Annotated in this window: 17 protein-coding genes and 1 pseudogene; 10 read left to right on the top strand and 8 right to left on the bottom strand. The window is 66.6% G+C overall.

Features of this window, described 5'->3' with window-relative positions:
• The first annotated feature begins 2 nt into the window (after nucleotides 1-2).
• Entirely contained in the window at nucleotides 3-2834 is a 2832-nt protein-coding gene (locus CA951_RS14830; RefSeq protein WP_087557528.1) for an FtsW/RodA/SpoVE family cell cycle protein, read from the top strand.
• Here the strand turns inward: CA951_RS14830 and CA951_RS14825 are convergent, their stop codons facing one another.
• From CA951_RS14825 to CA951_RS14815, 3 genes are all read right to left on the bottom strand, one after another.
• Entirely contained in the window at nucleotides 2835-3824 is a 990-nt protein-coding gene (locus tag CA951_RS14825) for a rod shape-determining protein (RefSeq protein WP_087557527.1), read from the bottom strand. It abuts the gene before it with no gap.
• 111 nt (nucleotides 3825-3935) lie between these two features.
• Nucleotides 3936-5282, bottom strand: a complete 1347-nt coding sequence (locus CA951_RS14820; protein ID WP_087557583.1) for a permease prefix domain 1-containing protein — start codon at nucleotides 5280-5282, stop codon at nucleotides 3936-3938.
• Nucleotides 5282-5644 (bottom strand): PadR family transcriptional regulator, encoded by a 363-nt coding sequence (locus CA951_RS14815; RefSeq protein ID WP_087557526.1) that lies wholly within the window; start codon nucleotides 5642-5644, stop codon nucleotides 5282-5284. The genes CA951_RS14820 and CA951_RS14815 overlap by 1 nt, the downstream gene beginning before the upstream one ends.
• 142 nt (nucleotides 5645-5786) lie before the next feature.
• On the opposite strand from CA951_RS14815, the gene CA951_RS14810 reads away from it, so the two are divergent.
• Nucleotides 5787-6530 (top strand): Clp protease N-terminal domain-containing protein, encoded by a 744-nt coding sequence (locus tag CA951_RS14810; RefSeq protein WP_087557525.1) that lies wholly within the window; start codon nucleotides 5787-5789, stop codon nucleotides 6528-6530.
• A gap of 40 nt (nucleotides 6531-6570) precedes the next feature.
• Here CA951_RS14810 and CA951_RS14805 read toward each other — a convergent pair whose 3' ends face one another.
• Nucleotides 6571-7467, bottom strand: coding sequence for a glucose 1-dehydrogenase (locus tag CA951_RS14805; protein WP_087557524.1), 897 nt, complete (start codon nucleotides 7465-7467; stop codon nucleotides 6571-6573).
• A gap of 39 nt (nucleotides 7468-7506) precedes the next feature.
• Nucleotides 7507-8379 carry a hypothetical protein gene (locus tag CA951_RS14800; RefSeq protein WP_087557523.1) on the bottom strand — a complete coding sequence of 291 codons (873 nt, stop codon included), beginning with the start codon at nucleotides 8377-8379 and terminating at the stop codon, nucleotides 7507-7509.
• 346 nt (nucleotides 8380-8725) lie between these two features.
• Here CA951_RS14800 and CA951_RS14795 point away from each other — a divergent pair, with 346 nt between their 5' ends.
• The 6 genes from CA951_RS14795 (at nucleotide 8726) to CA951_RS14770 (ending at nucleotide 15893) form a co-directional block, all read left to right on the top strand.
• Nucleotides 8726-9151, top strand: coding sequence for a hypothetical protein (locus tag CA951_RS14795; RefSeq protein WP_087557522.1), 426 nt, complete (start codon nucleotides 8726-8728; stop codon nucleotides 9149-9151).
• A gap of 151 nt (nucleotides 9152-9302) precedes the next feature.
• A complete protein-coding gene (locus CA951_RS14790; RefSeq protein WP_256973705.1) occupies nucleotides 9303-10643 on the top strand; it encodes a hypothetical protein in 1341 nt (446 codons plus the stop codon).
• Nucleotides 10643-11665 carry a glutamate ABC transporter substrate-binding protein gene (locus CA951_RS14785; RefSeq protein ID WP_087557520.1) on the top strand — a complete coding sequence of 341 codons (1023 nt, stop codon included), beginning with the start codon at nucleotides 10643-10645 and terminating at the stop codon, nucleotides 11663-11665. Before CA951_RS14790 ends, CA951_RS14785 begins: the two co-directional genes overlap by 1 nt.
• 135 nt (nucleotides 11666-11800) lie before the next feature.
• Nucleotides 11801-12922, top strand: coding sequence for an agmatine/peptidylarginine deiminase (locus CA951_RS14780; protein WP_087557519.1), 1122 nt, complete (start codon nucleotides 11801-11803; stop codon nucleotides 12920-12922).
• Nucleotides 12923-12989: 67 nt separating this feature from the next.
• The gene (locus CA951_RS14775; protein WP_087557518.1) at nucleotides 12990-13565 is read left to right on the top strand and encodes a TetR/AcrR family transcriptional regulator; all 576 of its coding nucleotides are present in this window, start codon (nucleotides 12990-12992) and stop codon (nucleotides 13563-13565) included.
• Between the two features lie 303 nt (nucleotides 13566-13868).
• On the top strand, nucleotides 13869-15893 hold the full coding sequence (locus CA951_RS14770; RefSeq protein ID WP_087557582.1) for a TerD family protein: 2025 nt from the start codon (nucleotides 13869-13871) through the stop codon (nucleotides 15891-15893).
• Nucleotides 15894-15923: 30 nt separating this feature from the next.
• On the opposite strand, the pseudogene CA951_RS14765 reads toward CA951_RS14770, so the two are convergent.
• The 3 genes and pseudogenes from CA951_RS14765 to CA951_RS14760 form a co-directional block, all read right to left on the bottom strand.
• Nucleotides 15924-16213, bottom strand: a pseudogene (locus CA951_RS14765) (hypothetical protein); the annotation flags it as partial.
• Between the two features lie 165 nt (nucleotides 16214-16378).
• Entirely contained in the window at nucleotides 16379-16810 is a 432-nt protein-coding gene (locus tag CA951_RS42800) for a hypothetical protein (protein WP_143543056.1), read from the bottom strand.
• Between the two features lie 71 nt (nucleotides 16811-16881).
• Nucleotides 16882-17457, bottom strand: coding sequence for an FHA domain-containing protein (locus CA951_RS14760; RefSeq protein WP_373413810.1), 576 nt, complete (start codon nucleotides 17455-17457; stop codon nucleotides 16882-16884).
• A 348-nt stretch (nucleotides 17458-17805) separates the two neighbouring features.
• Between CA951_RS14760 and CA951_RS14755 the strand changes: the two genes are divergently transcribed.
• Nucleotides 17806-19038, top strand: coding sequence for a DUF6745 domain-containing protein (locus CA951_RS14755; protein WP_087557516.1), 1233 nt, complete (start codon nucleotides 17806-17808; stop codon nucleotides 19036-19038).
• A gap of 33 nt (nucleotides 19039-19071) precedes the next feature.
• Nucleotides 19072-19521 carry a hypothetical protein gene (locus CA951_RS14750; protein ID WP_087557515.1) on the top strand — a complete coding sequence of 150 codons (450 nt, stop codon included), beginning with the start codon at nucleotides 19072-19074 and terminating at the stop codon, nucleotides 19519-19521.
• The last annotated feature ends 2 nt before the right edge of the window (nucleotides 19522-19523 follow it).

The raw sequence follows: 19523 nt of genomic DNA, 5'->3' as shown, positions 1-19523 counted from the left end.
CCATGCAGGACGGCAAGCGTGAATCCGACCCGTGGATCGTCGGGGCGGCGATCGTCCTCGTCGTGCTCGGACTCCTGAATCTGACGGCGACCGGGATGACGGGGCACGCTGTCCGACACGCCCTCTTCGCGGCGGTCGGACTCGTGATCATGTGGGTGTTGTCCCGCCTGCGTATCAGTGATCTCCGGGCCTTCGGGTGGGCCCTGTTCGCGGTGGCGACCCTGTTGCTCGCGGCCGTGTCCCTCGCAGGAGTCGCGACGAAGGGCGCGCAGCGCTGGCTGAACTTCGGCGTGTTCACCGTTCAGCCCTCCGAGTTGGCCAAGCTCGCCCTGATTCTGGTACCCGCGGGCATGCTCGCGGGTGGGTTCACCCTCGCGCGATTCGTCGCGACCCTGGCGATTGCAGCGGTGCCGGTGGCACTCGTGGCGGTACAGCCCGACCTGTCGACGGCCGTCGTGCTCGTAGCGACAGCCGGGTTCATGCTCATCCTGGCGCGGGTTCCGCTGCTGCCGCTGGTCCCGTTGTTCGTGATGGGGATCGCGTCGCTACCGCTCGCGGTGCTGTTCCTCCGCCCGTATCAGCTCGAACGGGTGCACGTGTTCCTGTCGAGCAACGCCGACCCGGCAGGCGCGGGGTGGGCCGAGTTGCAGGCGAACATCGCGATCGGCAGTGGCGGCCTGTGGGGTCTGGCGCGAGACCCGCTGTACGACGTGCGGGCACAGTTTCTCCCCGAATCGGAGCACGATCTGGCGTTCGCCAGCCTCGTGTACGGGTGGGGGCTGATCGCTGGCCTGGCCGTCGTGGTGGCGACGTCGGTGATCGTGTGGCGGGCCGCACTCGCCGCGCGGACGGCACGGACCCGGGAGGCTGCACTCGTCGCGGCCGGGATCGGTGGGTTGTTCGGAATCCATGCTCTGGTGTCGATCGGTCAGAGTCTGTCGCTGCTACCCCACACCGGGATGCCGATTCCCCTCTTCAGCTATGGGGGGACGGCCGCGATCGTCGGATTCGCCGCCATCGGACTAGTACTCGCGGTGCGCCGCGACGGCGTCGCACGACCACTGTGGGCCCCCGACCCCCGTCGCCGGCGCCGCCCACGCGGAGTGTCGGCGGGCACGATGACGATGATCGCCGCACTCGTGGCCATGTCGGTGTTCGCCTGGCAGGTGCAGCACGACCGGGGTGCGGAGTATCGGGCGATGAGTGATGCACAGATGATGCGGTGCATCCGCCTGCCTGCCGAACGCGGACTGATCGTCGACCGCAACGGTGTCCCCCTCGTGGTGAACGTCGCCGAGTACGCCGTTGCCGTGGTCGCTCGGATGTTCGAGGACAGCGACGACGACGCCCGCAACCGGCTCGCCGCGCTGCTCGCGAAGTCGCCCGACGAGCTGTCGGACCTGATCGACGCCGGCGGCGACGGTGAAACCCAGGTGGAGGTGGGCAGAGTCGCGCCCGATCAGGCTCGGCGCATCGTGGACGCGCACCTTCCCGGTGTCCTCGTGGTGCCGTCCGGTCGCAGGCAGTACCCGTACGGTGCCGTACTTGCGTCCATCCTCGGACACGTCGGGGTCGCCGATGCCGACGACATGGAACGCTGGCCACACCTCGCGCTCGGATCCCGGGTCGGCAAGGCGGGACTCGAGAAGCAGTACGACGCTCTGCTCCGCGGCAGTGACGGCAAACAGTGCATGTACGTCGACCCATCGGGCAATCCGGTGGCCACCGGCGAGCGCGTCGACCCGGTGCGGGGCCACGATCTGCGTCTGCACCTCGACATCGGTGTGCAGACCCTGGCCACCGACGCGCTCGTGGAGGCGATGCGCACCAGTAAGGGCGACCTCGGCGCCGCGGTCGTGATGGATGTGCGGACCGGAGCCGTGCTCGCTCTCGCCAGCGTCCCGGGCGTCGACAACAATGTCTACGGTCCCCCGGCCGACCTCGTCGCCCTCGCGGCGCAGAGCCAGACCCCGGGCCCGAGTGCGTTGGTCAACAACGCCACCCAGGCCGCGGTCCCGCCCGGTTCGACATTCAAGATCGTCGTCGCGTCGGCGGACATGCAATACCCGGTACTCTCGCCCGACGCGGTGATCGAGACCGGCGCGGCCTACACCTACGGTGGGCACACCTTCCGGAACTGGCAGCCGATGGGCCCGAACAATATGCTGCAGGCGATCCAATGGTCCGACAACGTCTACTTCTACAAACTCGGTGAGCTCCTGGGACCGGAGAAGATGGCCGACGTCGCGAGTCAACTCGGCGCGGGACGGCAGTCCGGGATCGACCTGCCCGGCGAGGCGGAGGGATTCCTCGGCACCCCGGAGAACGTCGGAAGCATCGGGTCCACGTGGTATCCCGGGTCGACGCTGCTGATGGGTATCGGGCAGGGCACGGTCAGCGCAACCCCGATCCAGGTCGCGCGCTGGACGTCCGGGGTCGCCACCGGCGCGATGGTGACTCCTCAGCTGGCCGCGTCGTACGGGCCGGAACTGATCCCCATCCCGACAGAGGCACCACAGCGGCTCGCATTCGCGGATCGTCTCGATCCTGTCCGGGCCGGGATGCGGGCGTCCGCGGCGGCCGGGACCGCCGGGCAACTCGCGGACCTCCCGGTACCGGCCGGCGCCAAGACCGGAACTGCGGAGGATCCGTCGGCGCCGGGGGAGGGACTCAACGCCTGGTTCTCCGCGGTGGCGCCGTTCGACGCCCCCGAGATCGTGGTGACGGCGCTGGTCCGGGGTGGCGGTTCCGGGTCCGCGACTTCCGGCCCCGTGGTCAAGAAGATCCTCGAGCACTACTTCCCGCGACCACCTGCCCCAACGCCGCCCCGGTGATCAGCTGCTGTACGCGGCAACGACCTCGGGATGCACGAGACACGCGGTGGCGCCTTCGGCGACGCAGGTGAGGGGGCGCTCGGCCGTCTTCACCGGGAATCCGAACGCTTCCTCGAGCAGCTGCGAGAGGCCGCGCAGCATCGCCCCGCCGCCGATCACGAGCAGCCCTTCCGACATCACGTCGCCGATCGCCTGGGGCGGAAGGTCTTCGAGGCACTCGGTCAGGGTGCGGACGATTCCGGCTGTGGTCGGCCGCAATGCATCCACGATCTCCTCGGTTTCGAGAGTGACGAACCGTGCCCGGCCGGTGGCGGCGTCACGGCCCTCGACGACGAGTGACTGCCCTTCGTCGGTGTCCGGTGCGCCCAGCTTCGCGCGCTCTGCGGTGAGCTCGCCGACGACGATGTTGTGCTCCGACCGCAGGTAGTGGTACAGCGCGTTGGTCAGTTCGTCCCCGGCGAGTCGGCAACTGCGGTGGGAGAGAATGCCACCGAAACAGATGGCGGTGATTTCCGAAGTGCCGCCACCGATGTCGACGACGAGGTGGGCGCGGGCTTCGAGCGGATTGATTCCGCAGCCGAGGGCACCCGCGACCGGCTCGGGCACCAACCCCACCTTCCGCAGGCCGGCCTCGTGCCCGACCTCGAGCAGAGCCCTGCGCTCGAGCGGGGTGGCGCCGGCAGGCACCGAGATGACGGCCTTGGGCCGCACCCCGTATCGCCTGCCCGGCGACACCCGTTTGACGATCGCCGTCACGAAGGCCCGTGCCGACTCCAGGTCGACTATCACCCCGTCACGCAACGGCCGCACCGGAGTTATTCCGATAGGCGTACGGCCGACGAGACTTCGCGCCTCGGTGCCGATGGCGAGAGCACGGTGCGGTTCCTTCGTCCGAACCAGCATGAACGAAGGCTCGTTCAGTACGATGCCGTCGTCGGGAGTTCCGACGACAGTGTTGGCAGTTCCGAGATCGATACCAAGTCCACCCACGTCGGCCTCCAGAGGGATTCCAGCGAGATGTGCTTGATGTTACGCAGCGGCAGCGTCATTCGGAAGGTATCGCGTGCATTGGAAGAATCCCGGAAAGCGGTCACGACGTGGTCACGCGAAGTCGAACAGTGGTGGAAGCACACCGACCATCAACGCCGCCCACACACCGAACACGGGGAGGTAACGGGTCTGCCAGCGTTCGGTGGACCCGAATTCGCGCCGGCCCCGCAGGAACCCGAGGATGAGAACGGCCGACCACGTCAGATTGACGAGGAGGACCAGGTTCATTCCGAGTGCGGCCACCTTGTTCGGGGTGAAGCCGAATTCCGCGATTCGCGTGAGCATGGCGAACAGCATCAGCAGGTCGACCGCGAGGGCGCTGACGACGAGGACGAGTTGGAGGCGGTCGAACAGGTCGGGCGGTAGGTAGGGGTCGCGGGCGGAAATCGCATACAGCAGCAGGCCCAGGACAACGACCAGGATGAGGTCCATCAGGATCAGCAGGTTCCGGTCGACGTCGACCACGCTGCCCGTCGTCGCGAACGCGACGAGCAGCACCAGCAGCATGAGAGTCGTCAGTGGTGTGAACACCCGCGTGAGGACGGGGGCGATGTTCTCCACGACGTTCTGCTTCGCCTCCACGAGCCATGCGGCGACGATGACCGCACCGGCCGCTCCGAACGGCAGCACCCAGTCCTCGACGACCCACTCGACGCTCAGGCCGAGGGCGTCGAAAGCATTGACCGTCAGGCCGATGAGCACGCCGCCGCCGAGGGCGAGGAGGGTCAGGTAGACCACCCATTCGCCGGTGAATCGAATGAAATCCATCCGCCGCCGGTCCGACCGCCACTGGCCGCCGACGTACGCGACGCCGACCGCGAACCACAACGCGATCGGTGTGTGGATCGCGGCGATCACCTCGGTGGAGCCGTTCGAGACGAACGGGAAGACGTTCAACAGGACCGCCGCCAGGGCGAACGGCACCACCAGCGCCGCGGCCAGTCGGAGCGTCACCTTCCGTTTCCACGCGAAGTATCCGGTGAGGAAGGGAAGAACGAACAGGCTGAGGTTGCGGGCGAGGTCCTGCTCGTCGAGTGTCGCCAAGCCCGCTTTGAGGGCGAGTGCGGCGCCGACCGCGAACCCGAGAACGACGAGCAGTTCACGGGTGGGGCGAGTGCGATCGCCGTCCGGCGCGGCGGGCAGCAGGACGAGTTGCTTCCACAGCCGATCGGAGTGCTCCCGCGCGAACTCGCGGGAGATGTCGTCCACGTTGCCCATCCGTTTGACCGCGACGAGGAACGCCTCGTCGGTCTTCAGGCCGGCGGCGGACAGATCCGAAATCTGATCGCGTAGATGGTCTTCCATCTCATCCGTGTCGGCGGCGGATATCGCGTGACGGCGCTCGACGAACCCCCGCCACTGACCGATCTGCGATTCCAGTTCCTTGTCGGTATCCATCACGACCATCCTTCCGCGGGCGCCGGGGGCAGTTGGACGGAGCGCCACACCTGGCTCAGTGCGTCCGCGACCACGTCCCATTGCGCGCGCCGTTCCGCCAGCATTTCCCGGCCCTTATCGGTGATCGTGTAGTGCTTGCGCCGCCGCCCGCTGTCGGAGGCGCCCCACGACGCCGACACCAATCCCAGCCGTTCGAGCCGATGCAGCAAGGGGTACAACATGCCGTCGGTCCACTGAATCCGTCCGCCGGACAAGTCGTTGACTCGCTTCAGGATGGCGTACCCGTACGACTCGCCCTCGGCGAGAATCCCGAGCACCAGGGGAGTGGCCGACGCGGCCACTAGATCTTTCTCAATATGCATAGAACCCCTATCCCTAGATCTGCTAGCCATCAAAGTAGCAGATTGCCCGTCGCTCAATTGCCCTCTCGGCGCGGAGCGGAATGAATGCCTCGGTCGACAACCCAGGGTTGACGCTTCGTTAGCGTCAACTTAGAGTTGACGCATGGAGAATTCAACGTCCGCCACCCCGCCCATCCGCCTCGACGACCTCATCGACGCGATCAAGAAGGTGCACTCCGAGGCCCCGCTCGAGCAACTCACCGACGCGGTTCTCGCTGCCGAACACCTCGGCGAACTCGCGGACCACCTCATCGGTCACTTCGTCGACCAGGCCCGCCGCTCGGGTGCGTCGTGGACCGAAATCGGCAAGAGTATGGGAGTCACCAAGCAGGCCGCACAGAAGCGGTTCGTCGCCAAGGACCCCGGGCAGGCCTCCGACCTCGATCCGAATCAGGGATTCAGCCGATTCACTCCCCGCGCACGGCAGGTCGTGGTCGTCGCGCAAAACGAAGCCAGGGCCGCACACAACTCCGAGATCCTGACCCAGCATCTCGTCCTCGGACTCCTGACCGACCCCGACGGGCTCGGCGCCCGGGCGATCGCCGCACAGGGCGTGAATCTGGACACGGTCCGCCACGCCGCGACCGCGACGCTGCCACCCGCTGTCGAGGATTTACCCGCACTCATCCCTTTCGACGCCCAGTCACGCAAAGCACTCGAACTGACCTTCCGTGAGGCACTTCGACTGGGGCACAACTACATCGGAACCGAGCACATTCTGCTTGCCCTGCTCGAGGTCGAGGACGGCGTCGGTGTGCTCGCCGGACTGGGCGTCGACAAAACAGCCGTCGAGGAGAACATTGCCGCCAACCTCGCCGCGATCGTCGCCGCCCAGAACAAGGAGTGAGCTCGCCCAGAGTGCGGTCGCACGCCAGTCACCACGGCGCTCACGTGAAGGGAATTCCCCCGGTGACGCCGAGTACTTCTCCAGTGACGTAACTGGATTCGTTCGACGCGAGGAACACGTACGCGGGAGCCAGTTCGGCCGGCTGGCCGGGCCTGCCCAAGGGCACGTCCTCGCCGAAATTCCGGTAGCCGTCGGCGGGCATGGTCGCGGGGATCAGCGGCGTCCAGATGGGGCCCGGTGCCACGGCGTTGACCCGTATTCCCCGCTTCGCCACATCGGCGGCCAGTCCCTTGGTGAAGTTGATGATCGCCGCCTTGGTGGTGGCGTAGTCGAGCAGGCCGGGGGAGGGATTCATGCCCTGGATCGACGACGTGTTCACGATGGTCGATCCCGGTTCCATGACCGCGACGGACTTCTTGCACAGCCAGAACAGCGCGTAGAGGTTCGTCCGCAGGACGCGGTCGAACTGCTCGGTGGTGATGTCGGCGATGCCACCCGTTTGCACCATCTGAAACGCCGCGTTGTTCACGAGGATGTCGAGGCCGCCGAGTTCACGGACCGTCAGGTCCACGAGAGTCTGGCAGTGGTCCTCCGACGTGATGTCCCCGGTCGCGACGACTCCTCGCTGCCCGGCCTCGTCCACCAGTCGCACGGTCTCCTGTGCATCAGGCTCCTCGGCGTCGAGGCAACTGACCACCACGCCCGCACCCTCACGGGCGAACGCGAGCGCCACGGCCCGTCCGATGCCCGAATCCGCGCCGGTGATCAGGGCCCGGCGGCCCGCGAGGCGGCCGCTACCCCGATAGGTCTTCTCGCCGTGATCCGGCGTGGACACCAGGTCGGCGGTCAGTCCCGGGTGCGGTATCTCCGGTTGATGCTCGCGGTCGGGATCGGGGTACTGCGTGGTGGGATCCTTCCGGGCGTACTGGTCGGCCATTGTCGTATCCCTTTCGTCATTCCCGGTCTGCAGAGACAACTACCGGCGAGCCGGTACGAAGCGCCGAACCGCGCGGATCGCGGCGGGCGGTCGCGCCGGATGCCACACCTCGCGATCGGTGTACGACCAGGCATAGGTCGGGCTGCCGGCGCGAATGCAGTCGAGCAGACGCGGTTCGTCGAGCTCGTCCGCCGACCATTCGTACAGCTGTTGCAGGCGCGGTCCGATCAGGCCGTAGTCCAGCATCTCGCCGAGGTTGTGCTCGGCGGCGACATACGCAGCGACGTCGTCTCCGAGTGGATATCGGTCGGGGAGAACCCGCGAGAGGGAAAGGAAGATCCCGGTCATCGACAGTCGCGGATCGCCGAGCAGGGGTCCTGCCGGCGCGAGCCGCCCGAGCGCCAGACGTGGCGCCGCGACCAAGGCATGGGCGAAGAGAACGCGGAGCAGCACGACGTTGAGAAAGAAGCGCTCGGGACGGCTCTCGGTTTCGGCGAGGTCGCGATGGTCGAGGTAGGCGGAGGCGATGCTCGCGTTGTGGGCTCGGTACCAGGTGCGTGCGGTCGGATCGGCAACGAACAGCATCCACAGGTCGACCGCGTGCGATGACGGCGTCCCTCCCATTCCGCCGCTCCGGGCGACGGCCTCGCACCCGTCGCGCAGCAGTCGCTCGTTGACGGCCCGCCACCAGGGACTCCCGGGAGGCGTCGCCTCGAGCGCGGCCAGCACGCCGCGGCCGACCTGCCAGCGCATGAACGACAGCGCCGCCCGGCGAAACGGCAAATGCCGCGGTGCGTTGCCCACCGGACCGTGATACGTGCGGGCACTCAGCTCGAGGCGGGCATCAGGATCGTCACGCACGGCGTGGACCTGGCCGAGTGCCCAGTCTGCGGCGGAACCTCGCGAACTCACCGTCCCATTGTCGGACCCGACGGTCCGGGAGGAAAGGGCTGGACGAGTGGCAAATGGACATCGGGGACGGGAGTTGTAGCTTTGTCGCGGAGCGTTGTCTCGTTCCGTGGGCAGCGCAGATGTCGGATCCTTGATCATGAGGTTGCCCCGCGAACCACGTGATCGACCGCGACATCGTCTCTCCTCCAAAGGATTCGATGCTTCATCGGCGATGACTACCCGTCTGACTCTTCCGCGTGAGGCTGGCGCATGCTGGACAGCACTGACGACAGACCCGGTTGGCGGTGCAGAGTTCCCGATTGCGCCCGCCGCACCGGCGAGAGCAGGACGAAGAGGAGGGGTAGGGATGACCGCAGCTCATGCAGTCTCGATCGCGGTGACGTTCACCTGGCTGGGGATGGTCATCGCGATCTCGTTTCTCGAAGCGCCGCTGAAGTTCCGTGCACCAGGGGTGACGGTGCCGCTCGGGCTGGGGATCGGCCGGCTCGTGTTTCGGGCGCTGAACGTCACCGAAATGGTGTGGGCGGCGGTGCTCGTTGCCGGGCTCCTCATCGAGGGGCCGCCGACCCGGGTGGTGGTGGCGGGCGCGACCGCGATCGCGGTGCTCGTGGTTCAGCTGGTCGGGGTCCGGCCCCGGTTGACGCGTCGATCCGACCGCGTCCTCGCCGGCGAGGACGTCCCGCGTTCTCACGCGCACTACGTCTACATCGGTCTGGAAGTTGTGAAGGTCGTTGCTCTGCTGGCGACTGGGGTGTTGCTCCTCGGTGTATGACGGGGTACGTCCCGTTGCGGTGCCGAGTTCGCAGCGTGCCGTGTCCTGCGAGTCGGCGCGTCGAATACCGCCTTCGGTGCACACTGGACTCAGCCACGCCGCCCGGGTCGGTGCTCAACCGATATCGCGGGCGGCGGTGCAGGAGGGCCGGATGTTCCACCGCGGCGACCACGTCGTCATCGAAACCCCGACGCTCGACGAGGATCTGCTCGTCGAGCCCGAAGGTCGCCGCCCGTGGGTCGAATTCCTCACGTCCACCCCCGGACGGCTGACCGTGCTGGGAGTCGCGCTCATCGCCGTGGTCATAGCCGCCGGCGTGATCACTTCGGCGGCGGTCGGCGCGCGGCAACAGCGAGTCGAAGTACTGCGCACCCACACCGAGCCCCTGGCGAACGCCGCCCAGACCCTCTACAGCTCGCTGTCGATCGCCGATGCCGCCGCTACGACGTCGTTCATCTCCGGTGGCGAATCGGGTACCGGCGCGGAGCAGTTCACGCAGGCGGTGGGTGATGCGTCGAACGCGCTGGTCACGGCGACCAACGGGGTGTCGTCCCAGGATGCCGAATCGCTGGCACTGTTGTCGGACGTCGTGCGCAACCTCGCCGAGTACTTCAATCTCGTCGCCACGGCTCAAGCGAACGATCGGGCCGGCAACCCGGTCGGGGTGGCATATCTGTCCGATGCCTCCGCGCTCATGCAGGACACCATCCTCCCGTTGGCGGAGCAGCTGTATGTCCGTCAGTCCGACGCGGTCGCCGAGACCCAGACACACACGGCCCAACTTCCCGCGGCCGCGTTCACGGTGACCGCGGCCGCGCTCGTCGCGCTCGTCCTCGCCCAGCTGTACGTGGTGCGGAAGAGCAAGCGCCGGTTCAACCCCGGTCTCGCTGTCGCGACGCTGCTCATGGCGGGGCTCCTGGTCTGGCTGATCGCCGGAAGCCTGGTGTCGACGTCGGCAAGCGAACACGCGAGAACCGAAGGAACACAACCCATCAACACTGTTGCGCGCGCTCGTATCCTGGCGCAGCAGGCCCGCGCCGACGAGACCCTCGCCCTCCTGCAGCGCGGGGCCGACACCCAATCGGAAATCGATTACACGCGTCACTCCCAGGCGTTGTCCGACGAACTCACCCGGCAGCTGGACAGCTCGCACGGTGACGTCGCCGCGGACGACCTCCGCGACGCCGTGGCGGCCCGCGACGGCTGGCTGGCCGCGCACCGGGACATCGAGATCGCCCTCGAGCGCGGTGACTACCCGACCGCCGCGGCGATCGCCGCCGGCTCCGGCTCCGGGACGTCGGCGGCGAAGTTCGCGGCCATGGACGAGGCCCTGCAGAACGCGATCGACCGACTTCGCGACGACGAGGCAAGCGCCGTGACCGACGCCTATCGGTCGATGTCATCCTTGGCGATCGGTAGCATGATTATTGGCGTGTCCTGCGGATTCGCCGTCGGCGGGGGTATCTGGCCGCGACTGAACGAGTACCACTGATGACGCAGGTGAGGATTTCGAGACCGGGGGCGCGGCCGCGTGCTCGGCACCTCGTCGGCATTCTCGCTGTCGCCGTCCTCGCCGGCTGCGCAGCACCCGACCCGCTCACCCCGACGGTCGCGGGTACGTACACCACACGGCCGATGACGAACGGTGCACAGATCATCCCGCCCACGAACAATCCGCCGCCTGCAGGACCGTCCCCCGAGTCGTGCGGAGCGCTCGCAAGCCTGCGGCCCGGCCCGCAGCCCCCGCCCGGGCAGATGCCGCCCGGTGGGTCACTCGCCGAGATCGCGGCGCGCGGCCGGTTGATCGTCGGTGTCGATCAGAACACGAACCCGTTCAGCTTCCGCGACCCGACCACGGGCACCCTGCAGGGTTTCGACATCGACGTGGCGAAGGAGATCACCAAGGACATCTTCGGCGATCCGACAAAAGTCGAATTCCGGTTGCTCACCTCGGCCGGGCGGTTCACGGCACTCGAGCACAACGATGTCGACGTCGTCGTTCACGCCACCGCGATCACGTGCGAACGCGCCCAGCGCGTCGCCTTCTCCACCGAGTACTTCCGCGCCTTTCAGCGAATTATGGTTCCGCGGGGTTCCGATATCACGGGGCCCGCGGACCTGGCCGGAAAACGGGTCTGCACCTTCGTCGACACCACGTCGCTTCCCACCGTCCAACGGGTCGCGCCGGAGGCCACGATCGTCGCGGTCCCCGATTGGGACGACTGCCTCGTCACCATGCAGAAACGGCAGGCCGACGCGACCAGCACCTCCGACTCGCTCCTGGCCGGCCTCGTGTCCCAGGACCCGCATTTTCAGATCGTCGGACCGCCGATGGAGGATGAAGAGCACTGGGGGATCGGTGTCAACAAGTACAAGGACGACATGGTGCGGTTCGTCAACGGCACCCTCGACCGCCTGCGCGCGGACGGCACGTGGATGCGCCTGTACGACCGGTGGCTCGCCGCTTCGCTCGGGCCGATCGCAGGACCACCCCCGGCTACCTATCGAGATTGAGTGACGGGATCGCCCTACTGTGTCTTCGTCATTGCGCACCCACTAACTAACAATTTAGTCAGGCTAGTATGGTCGCAGTTGGTCCCGGCTGGATCGGGGTTGCGATGCGAGAAAACGAAAGGGGAAGGCGGAGTGATGCTCAGACGGCGCTTCATCCAGTCGGGTCTGTCCGCGGTCGGTGGGCTGCTGGTAGCGGCCTGCACCGGCCCGGTGTCCTACCTCGAAGGTGGCACCAGTGCGGATGAGGAGGATCAGCGGATGTGGCGAATGCCCGAGGAGGGCGAACCGCACAAGCGGACCTGGATGGCGTTCGGTGCGAGTGAGGAGATCTGGGGAGCCGAGTTGCTACCCGAGGTCCGCCGCAATCTGGCCACCATCGCTCAAACGATCGCGCAGTTCGAGCCCGTTTTGATGCTCGTGCGCGAGGAGGAACTCGACCTCGTGCGCGGGCTCGTCGGCCCCGCCGTCGAACTGGTAACGGCCCCTCTCGACGACCTCTGGATGCGCGACACCGGCCCCGTGTTCGTCGAGGGCAACGGAACCAGGGCCGGGATCAACTTCAACTTCAACGGCTGGGGCGAAAAGCAGGACTTCGACCGGGACGTGGGAGTGGCGGATGTCGTGACAGGCCACGCCGGCGTCGAATCGTTGCCCACCGACCTCATCCTCGAAGGCGGCGGCATCGAGGTCGACGGCGAAGGAACCGCCATCATCACCGAAAGCTGCGTGCTCAACAACAACCGCAATCCCGGATGGTCCAAGGCGGACGTCGAGGCCGAACTGGGACCGTTGCTCGGGCTCGAGAAGATCATCTGGCTGGCCGGGATCGCGGGAAAGGACATCACCGACGGCCACACCGACTTCTACGCCCGCTTCGCCCGCCCTGGCGTGGTCGTCGCCGGATTCGATCCGGATCCCGAATCGTTCGATCACGACGTGACCACCCGCCACCTCGAAATTCTCGAGACGGCGGTGGATGCTCGAGGCCGCCCACTCGAAGTCGTGGTACTCGAGGCGCCGGGTTCCGTCCGGCCCGAATTCGAATCAGACGACTTCGCGGCCGGCTACATCAACTTCTACGTCTGTAACGGCGCCGTGATCGCGCCCGAGTTCGGCGACCCCGTGGCGGACGCGGCCGCCAGGGATGAACTCGAACGACTCTTCCCCGACCGTCGTGTGGTGCAGATCAACATCGACGCCATCGCCGCCGGCGGCGGGGGAATCCACTGCACCACCCAGCAGGAGCCCGCGGGCTGATCACGCGGTGCGGCAACCGAGGTCTCCGCGGCGGCCGCACCGCCGCCTTCCCGTAAAGTGAGGTTCCGTGTCCGAACGTCAGACGTTGATTCTGGAAGCAGCCGTCCGTGTGATCGCGCAAAGTGGTGTGCGCGGGCTGCGGATCGAGAAGCTCGCCGCCGAGGCGGGGGTCTCGACCGCCTTGATCTACTACCACTTCCAGGACCGGGCGGGAGTGCTGCGCCGCGCCCTCGAGCACATCAACGAGAGGGCCGAGCGCTACACCACGGAAGCCCTTGCGTCGACGAATCCGCGGACCCAGCTCGAACAGACGCTTCTGCTCGAGATTCAAAACACCCCTTCTGTCCGTGAAAACAGCATCGCCTGGGGCGAACTCCGGGCCACCGCAATCTTCGACGAAGACCTCCGCGACCAACTCCGCGACGCGACTCGCGCCTGGGCAACGGATGTCGAGACCCTCATCGTCGAGGCGCAGGCCGCCGAACTGGCAGACCCGGACGCCGACCCCGCCGATGCCGCCGAACGACTCACCGCCCTCATCGAGGGGCTGAGCGAGCGTTGGCTCAGTGGATCCATCACCCTCGAACGGGCCCAGCAGCTCGCCGCCGGGGCGATCACGGCTGAACTCGGACCCCGACCCTGACGGTGCCGAAAACGCACCCGCCGAACCGTGTGCGGGTGCTCCAGGGTTCCGTTCTTCAGCCCCGTACTTCTTTTCATTTCGGCTGTTCTGCAATGTCATTCACATAGCTGACACACGACCGTGGGATCTTGTCGACCTGCTGAGACAGTGATTATCCGCGGCGACACGATGTTTGCCAGGTGGTGTCCACGCCCGAAACGAACCGATTAGTATGCGCAGTTGATGCGACGGACGTCGGTTCGGCACAGGCCCTGTACCGCCGCGCGAGTCGTTGCGGTTCCGGGTCGAACGAAGGTGGTTGTGGTGGAGTTTCCGATGCTGTCCAAGGGGCAGAATTTGTCCCTGCCCGCTGACGTGGAGCAGATCGACGTGGTGCTCGGGTGGACCGAGTCGGACGTCGAGGTCGACGCGTCGGCGTTGCTGCTCAACGCGGACGGAAAGGTGCGCTCCGACGCCGATTTCGTGTTCTACAACCAGCCGGAGTCCACCGACGGATCGATTCGGTTCCTGGGCACGAGCGGCACCGAGGAAGGTGCGCAGGCGAGGATCGCGATCGACCTGTCCACCGTGCCGGACGATGTGCACACCGTTGCCCTCGGAGGCAGTGTCGCTGCCGGCCAGTTCGGTGATCTCGGCAAACTCGCCCTCCGGGTCGTCGACGGCGCCGGGCACACGTTGGCGGAGTACGTCACTGCCGATGCCACCACCGAGTCGGCCTTCGTGTTCGGCGAGGTGTACCGCCGCAACGGCGACTGGAAGGTTCGGGCGGTCGGGCAGGGCTGGGACTCCGGGCTGGCGGGGTTGGCCAGCGATTTCGGAGTCGACATCGACGACGACCCGGACCCCGAACCCGCCGAGACCGCCGACGCCCCATCCGATCGTGAGAATTCCGACGCAGCGGTGCCTGCCGACTCCGGCACCCCGCAATTGGTGCCCGAACTGCCCACCACACCGGTCGCACCACGGAAAGCGTCGACCCGGGGTGTCCGCACCACCAAGCGGGCGGTGAAGAAGTCGAAGCCACTCGTATTCGGTCTCGCCGAACAGGACACCTGGCAGCCGGCGCGGTTGTTCTCGGTCATCGGTGTGGGCGCGGGTGAGGAGCAGGAGCGGCGTGCCACGTCGGCACTGATCTCGACCATGCAGGCGGTGCGTCCGTTCGCACGCGCCGTGTGTGCCCGGGTAGGGGCTCCGACGGGCACCTTCGAGGGATACGTGGAGGTGGCGTACGAGCGGGGCGAGACGAAGGTGATTCCCGATGCCGTCCTGAAGGTTTCCCGCGGGAGCAGGGTGTGGACCGGTCTGCTCGAGGTCAAGACCGGCAGCGGCAAGCTGAAGAAGGAGCAACTCGAGAACTATCTCGACGTGGCTCGGAAGAAGAAGTACGACGTGGTGGTCAGCCTGTCGAACGACGTCCCGGCCAGCGCGGGGGAGCTGCCGGTGGAGGTCGATCGGCGCAAGCTCGCCAAGGTCGCTTTACGGCATTTGTCGTGGGCGGAAGTGGCGCACGAGGCACGGATGTTGCTGTCCCATGGCGGAATCGACGACGATCTGCAGGCGTGGGTCCTTGCGGAGTTCCTGCGGTACCTCGACCATCCGCGTTCCGGGGCGGTCGAGTTCGTCGACATGGGCCGGCACTGGGTCACGGTTCGCGATGCGGTCACCGCCGGCACTCTGCGCGCCGGGGACCAGAAAGCCCTCACCGTGGCCGAGACCTGGGTGTCCCTGTCCCGGCATCTCGCACTGCGACTGACCGCCGAGTTGGGGGTCACCGTCAAACACGTCCTGCCGCGCAGGCACGGCACCGATCCGGTGGCCCGTAACGCGGCGGTTGCCGAGCGGTTGGCGGCCGACGGCGTGTTCGAGGCGGTCCTGCGGATCCCGGGGACTGCCGGTGATCTGGTGGTGATCGCGGATGTGCGGACCAACAAGATCCGCTGCCGCACCACGGTCGAGGCGCCGAACGAGGGAACCTCCGGTCGCCGGCTGTCGTGGCTGCTCAAGCAGCTCAAGGACGTCCCCGGCGACGTTCAGGTGGAGGCGGTGTTCTCCGAGCGCGGGAACGAAGCCTGCGAGCACATCGAGGCGGTGCGGGCCGATCCGAAAGTGCTGACCGCCGGTAGGTCCGGGGACATCGTGTCCTTCTGTCTCGAACAATCGTTCCCGATGGGCGGCCGAAGGTCGGGAACGGCGTCGAGTTTCATCAGCAGCGTGACGTCCTCGGCGGACGCGTTCTACGGGACGGTGGTGCAGCAACTACGGGAATGGGTGCCGGCTGCACCCAAACAGACCGAGCAGCCGAGGACTGCAGAACCCGAAGACGAATAGCGGTCGGCCGACGTGTGGTGGGCCTCGAACTCACAGCGTCGGCCGGTCCAGCGGCCGTGGGAGCGGCGCGAGTGCGCCCGCGTCCCGCAGCCGTTCGTACGCGCGAACCACCGTGTCGATGTCACCCGACGCGGCGATGCGCAGAAGCACGCTGCCGTCCGGAACGGCCTGACGGCTCGCGTCCAGGCTGTCGGGTATCAGGGCGACGCGGGTCGGGCACAGGTAACCGAACCGGCCGACGACAGGATCGCCGACGACGAATCCGGCGTCGTCTCGACGGCATCGAGAATGTCGTCGTCGGTGACGTCGCCGAAATCCGGCATCCGGCGCACACGCGGTATCCGGTCCCGTCGCGTGCACCTGTCTCCACTCGCCTCCTCCTTGTCCCGCGAACATCGGCCCCGGCGAGATCGGCGAGCGTACCTGCGGGCACAGTGTATTCGCGATTCCTGCGGTACGACCGAACGCCGAATGCGAGTGTCCACTCAGCGAGCGCCGAAGTTCGGTGCCTCCGTTGGTCCTTCGCCGATCGCCGCGAGTAGAGCATCGGCTCGTTTCACCTGGCGATGCATCCCGAACGCGTCGACAAGTAACAAAACAGCCGACCCGGCGAACAGCCATGTGAGGAGTGATCCACCCTCGTCGGCGAAGTCGGTGAGCGCGACGAATGACATGATGAGACCAGCGGCAAGCATTACCCAGCGGCCCCGGGTGATCGACTGTCGGTTCTCCACCAGTCGCGTTCGCCATGACCCGATGTCTGCGTCCGGGGGCAGCGCGCCGTCGCTGATCGCCGTCGACACCTCACGTTTCGCGGCCAGTCGTGGACTGCGACCGCTTCTGATCAGCCAGAGCGGCACGACATATGCGGCGACGGCGCCCACCGCGCCACCGACAATCACGATGATCGGATCCATGGATTCCTCGCTGGATAGATGTTATTGGCAACAACAGGATCCGCCGGATCTCCCGCGCATCGAAACGCATCCTAGGGCTGGAAACCGACCCCCTTCGGCTTGGAGAGGACCCCGTTGTTGAGGGCGAGAGTGACGAGTCGGGAGCGTTTCTGATTCTGAGGGAGGTCCTCGATCTCGAATGTGCAGAAGAGGGCACGAAGATGGGTCTTGACCGTTTCGGTGCTCAGGTGCAGAGCGTCGGCAATCTGCCGATTCGATGCCGGGATGGGGTGGTCGGTGCCGTCGTGGAACGGCCGGCACAGTTCGGTGAGGACGGTGCGTTGTGCGGGCGTGAGAATGATGTCGGAGTCGAGGGTGTTCCCGATGTGGGTGATGCCGCAGTCCGTACCCGGCTCCCCGTGGTAGGTGAGCATGCTCTCGCCGACTTGGATGACGTCTCCGGGGTGCAGAGTCTGGCGCCCTTGCAAGCGGGTGCCGTTGACGAAGGTGCCGTTACGGGAGAGGCCGTCGTCGGTGATGGTCCAGTGGATGCCGATGCGTTCGATGGTGGCGTGTAAACGGGAGATGTCCGGGTCGGTCGGCAGCGACAGGTCGGCGCACGAGGAGCGGCCGATGACGATCGGGGAGTGGTCCGGGATGAGCGTCATCTCGTCGGTGTGCCCGTGGTCGGTGTACGACAGAACAGAGTCCGTCACTGGGAGTTCCCCTTTCGGAGTGCGCCTGTCGAGGCAGTGCGTTGCTGGGGTCCGTCGGTCGGCGGGTCGCTGTAGTTGGCCGACGTCATGGTGTGCTTTCTGCCGGTTCCTCCATCGTGGCGCGAAGGGTCGGGTCGTGTTAGACCCCCTGGGGGTGGTGTCCGGCCACCCCCGAATCGAGTCGGCGAGTGGTAGGGACCGCGACGGATCGTGGCGTCAGTCGGAGGCCTTGCGCTCGAGGCATTCGCGTGCCACGCTCATACACATGACTATTGGAAAGGCGGACTCCGCCACATTCGCGTGAGCGCCGCACCGCTTCGCTCGGTGGTTCGACACCGAGCGACATTCACCGACAACCAAGATCACTCCGCCGAATTCATGTCCGGTGTCGAAGCTGTGCGTGACGTATGGCTCGGGCATGGGCTGCGCGCCTGGCCGTCCGATCGCACGACGGCGGAATCTGCCGTCGAAACACTGTATCGGCGATCAGGATTCCGCGAACCGGAGTTCGTCTGGGTGCCGTCACCCCCAGCCGGATCGGACCTGATCGCCACCGAGGGATTGGCGACGACGCTGTCGTTTGCCGGCGACGGAGTAACGTGCATCTCCGCCCGAATAGCGACGATGTTGTCGGAATCGCGCAGACGCATGGACACACTGATCGCCCGAGGCAGATCAGACTGGCCGCACGAACGTCGGGCCGTCGAGACCGCGCGAGCCCAGTCGCCCGACGACTCTGCCCGCGTCGACATCAGCCCCAACGCAATCATCCGCGCCGCCGTGTGGGATTCGTTGCGCACGAGCCTTTTCGACGGCGTCGCGGCTGCAATCCGGACATTGATGCCCGCCGTCGCCGGTGGGGTGAGCTGGTATGGACAGCAAGAAGCCCATCGGGTCGCGTTCTACGACACGTACCGCCGGTTCGGGCTCGCCAGGTTCCGCTCCGACGACGTCGAGCTGCTCGACCTCCAGACCGCGCTGACCGGCGCGACCGGGTGGTGGTGGGCGTTCGACAACGTGTGCGTCATGGCGGAACGTCCCACCGCCCTTCATGCCGAGCCCATACCGGGCCGTGTACACAACGAACGCCGATTGCACCACCCGGATGCGCCTGCGCTCGAATTCGAGGACGGTCATTTGCTTTTCGTTCATCACGGGACCATCGTGCCCGACTGGGTCGTCCTCGAGCCCACCGTCGAACGCATCGCACGCGAACGCAATGTCGAGGTCCGCCGATGCGCGATCGAGCGCATCGGATGGGACACCTACATCGACGAGGCCGGGCTCGCGCTGATCGACCGAGCCGATGATCCCGGCAATGTCGGTCACACGCTGCAGCTTTACGTGATATCGGACGGCTGGGGCCGTAGCGATCACATCCTGCTCGCCGTCAATGGTTCTCCCGAACGCGACGGACGTCGGCGACGATACGGGATCTATGTGCCGACACGGATTTCGTCGGCATTGGAGGCCGCCGCCTGGACCTACGGCATCGACGGCACCGACTACGCCCATCTCGTTCGTCGAACCTGAAACCCGAAACCCATAACTCCAGAGGTGATTCGCATGAACTCGATCATGACCCTGTCCGATCTCACGGCCCTGACCGGCCTCGATGTCTTCGACTATCTCGACCAGGAAGTATCCGTACCCGTCATCGACGGTATGCAGGCCCAGGGCGACCTCCTTGTGATCCCGTATCCCATTGTCGCCGACGTCGTCACGCCCGGTCCGTGGACGCGATCGGAGAACGTACCGCTGTCGGGAATGGAGTTGCTGCGGAGCGCGGCGGGCGGAAACCCGCACAGCCTCGTCGCCGACGACGGCATGTGGTCGACGCCGGTGAACGACCCCCGGCGCCTCGCACTCGGCATCCTCGACACCCGCGTCACCGCCTACCTCCTCCACCCCGAGCACGGAGCCACCGGCATCGCCCCCGGCCGGTACGTCATCGGGCGACAGCGGGAACGGGGCGTCGGACGGCTCTTCGAGCGGACACAGTTCGTCGTCGATTGACG

The sequence above is a fragment of the Rhodococcus sp. NCIMB 12038 genome, from assembly GCF_002165735.1.
Taxonomy (GTDB): Bacteria; Actinomycetota; Actinomycetes; order Mycobacteriales; family Mycobacteriaceae; genus Rhodococcus_F.
Note: the sequence above shows the minus strand (reverse complement) of the source record. Positions and strands in the feature narration are given on the sequence as shown.

What these genes read in the sequence shown, in the direction of transcription:
- CA951_RS14830 (WP_087557528.1), top strand. Translation starts at nt 3, where the DNA reads ATGCAGGACGGCAAGCGTGAATCCGACCCGTGGATCGTCGGGGCGGCG.
- CA951_RS14820 (WP_087557583.1), bottom strand. Translation starts at nt 5,282, where the DNA reads ATGGATACCGACAAGGAACTGGAATCGCAGATCGGTCAGTGGCGGGGG.
- CA951_RS14815 (WP_087557526.1), bottom strand. Translation starts at nt 5,644, where the DNA reads ATGCATATTGAGAAAGATCTAGTGGCCGCGTCGGCCACTCCCCTGGTG.
- CA951_RS14810 (WP_087557525.1), top strand. Translation starts at nt 5,787, where the DNA reads ATGGAGAATTCAACGTCCGCCACCCCGCCCATCCGCCTCGACGACCTC.
- CA951_RS14805 (WP_087557524.1), bottom strand. Translation starts at nt 7,467, where the DNA reads ATGGCCGACCAGTACGCCCGGAAGGATCCCACCACGCAGTACCCCGAT.
- CA951_RS14795 (WP_087557522.1), top strand. Translation starts at nt 8,726, where the DNA reads ATGACCGCAGCTCATGCAGTCTCGATCGCGGTGACGTTCACCTGGCTG.
- CA951_RS14790 (WP_256973705.1), top strand. Translation starts at nt 9,303, where the DNA reads ATGTTCCACCGCGGCGACCACGTCGTCATCGAAACCCCGACGCTCGAC.
- CA951_RS14785 (WP_087557520.1), top strand. Translation starts at nt 10,643, where the DNA reads ATGACGCAGGTGAGGATTTCGAGACCGGGGGCGCGGCCGCGTGCTCGG.
- CA951_RS14780 (WP_087557519.1), top strand. Translation starts at nt 11,801, where the DNA reads ATGCTCAGACGGCGCTTCATCCAGTCGGGTCTGTCCGCGGTCGGTGGG.
- CA951_RS42800 (WP_143543056.1), bottom strand. Translation starts at nt 16,810, where the DNA reads ATGGATCCGATCATCGTGATTGTCGGTGGCGCGGTGGGCGCCGTCGCC.
- CA951_RS14760 (WP_373413810.1), bottom strand. Translation starts at nt 17,457, where the DNA reads ATGACGCTCATCCCGGACCACTCCCCGATCGTCATCGGCCGCTCCTCG.
- CA951_RS14750 (WP_087557515.1), top strand. Translation starts at nt 19,072, where the DNA reads ATGAACTCGATCATGACCCTGTCCGATCTCACGGCCCTGACCGGCCTC.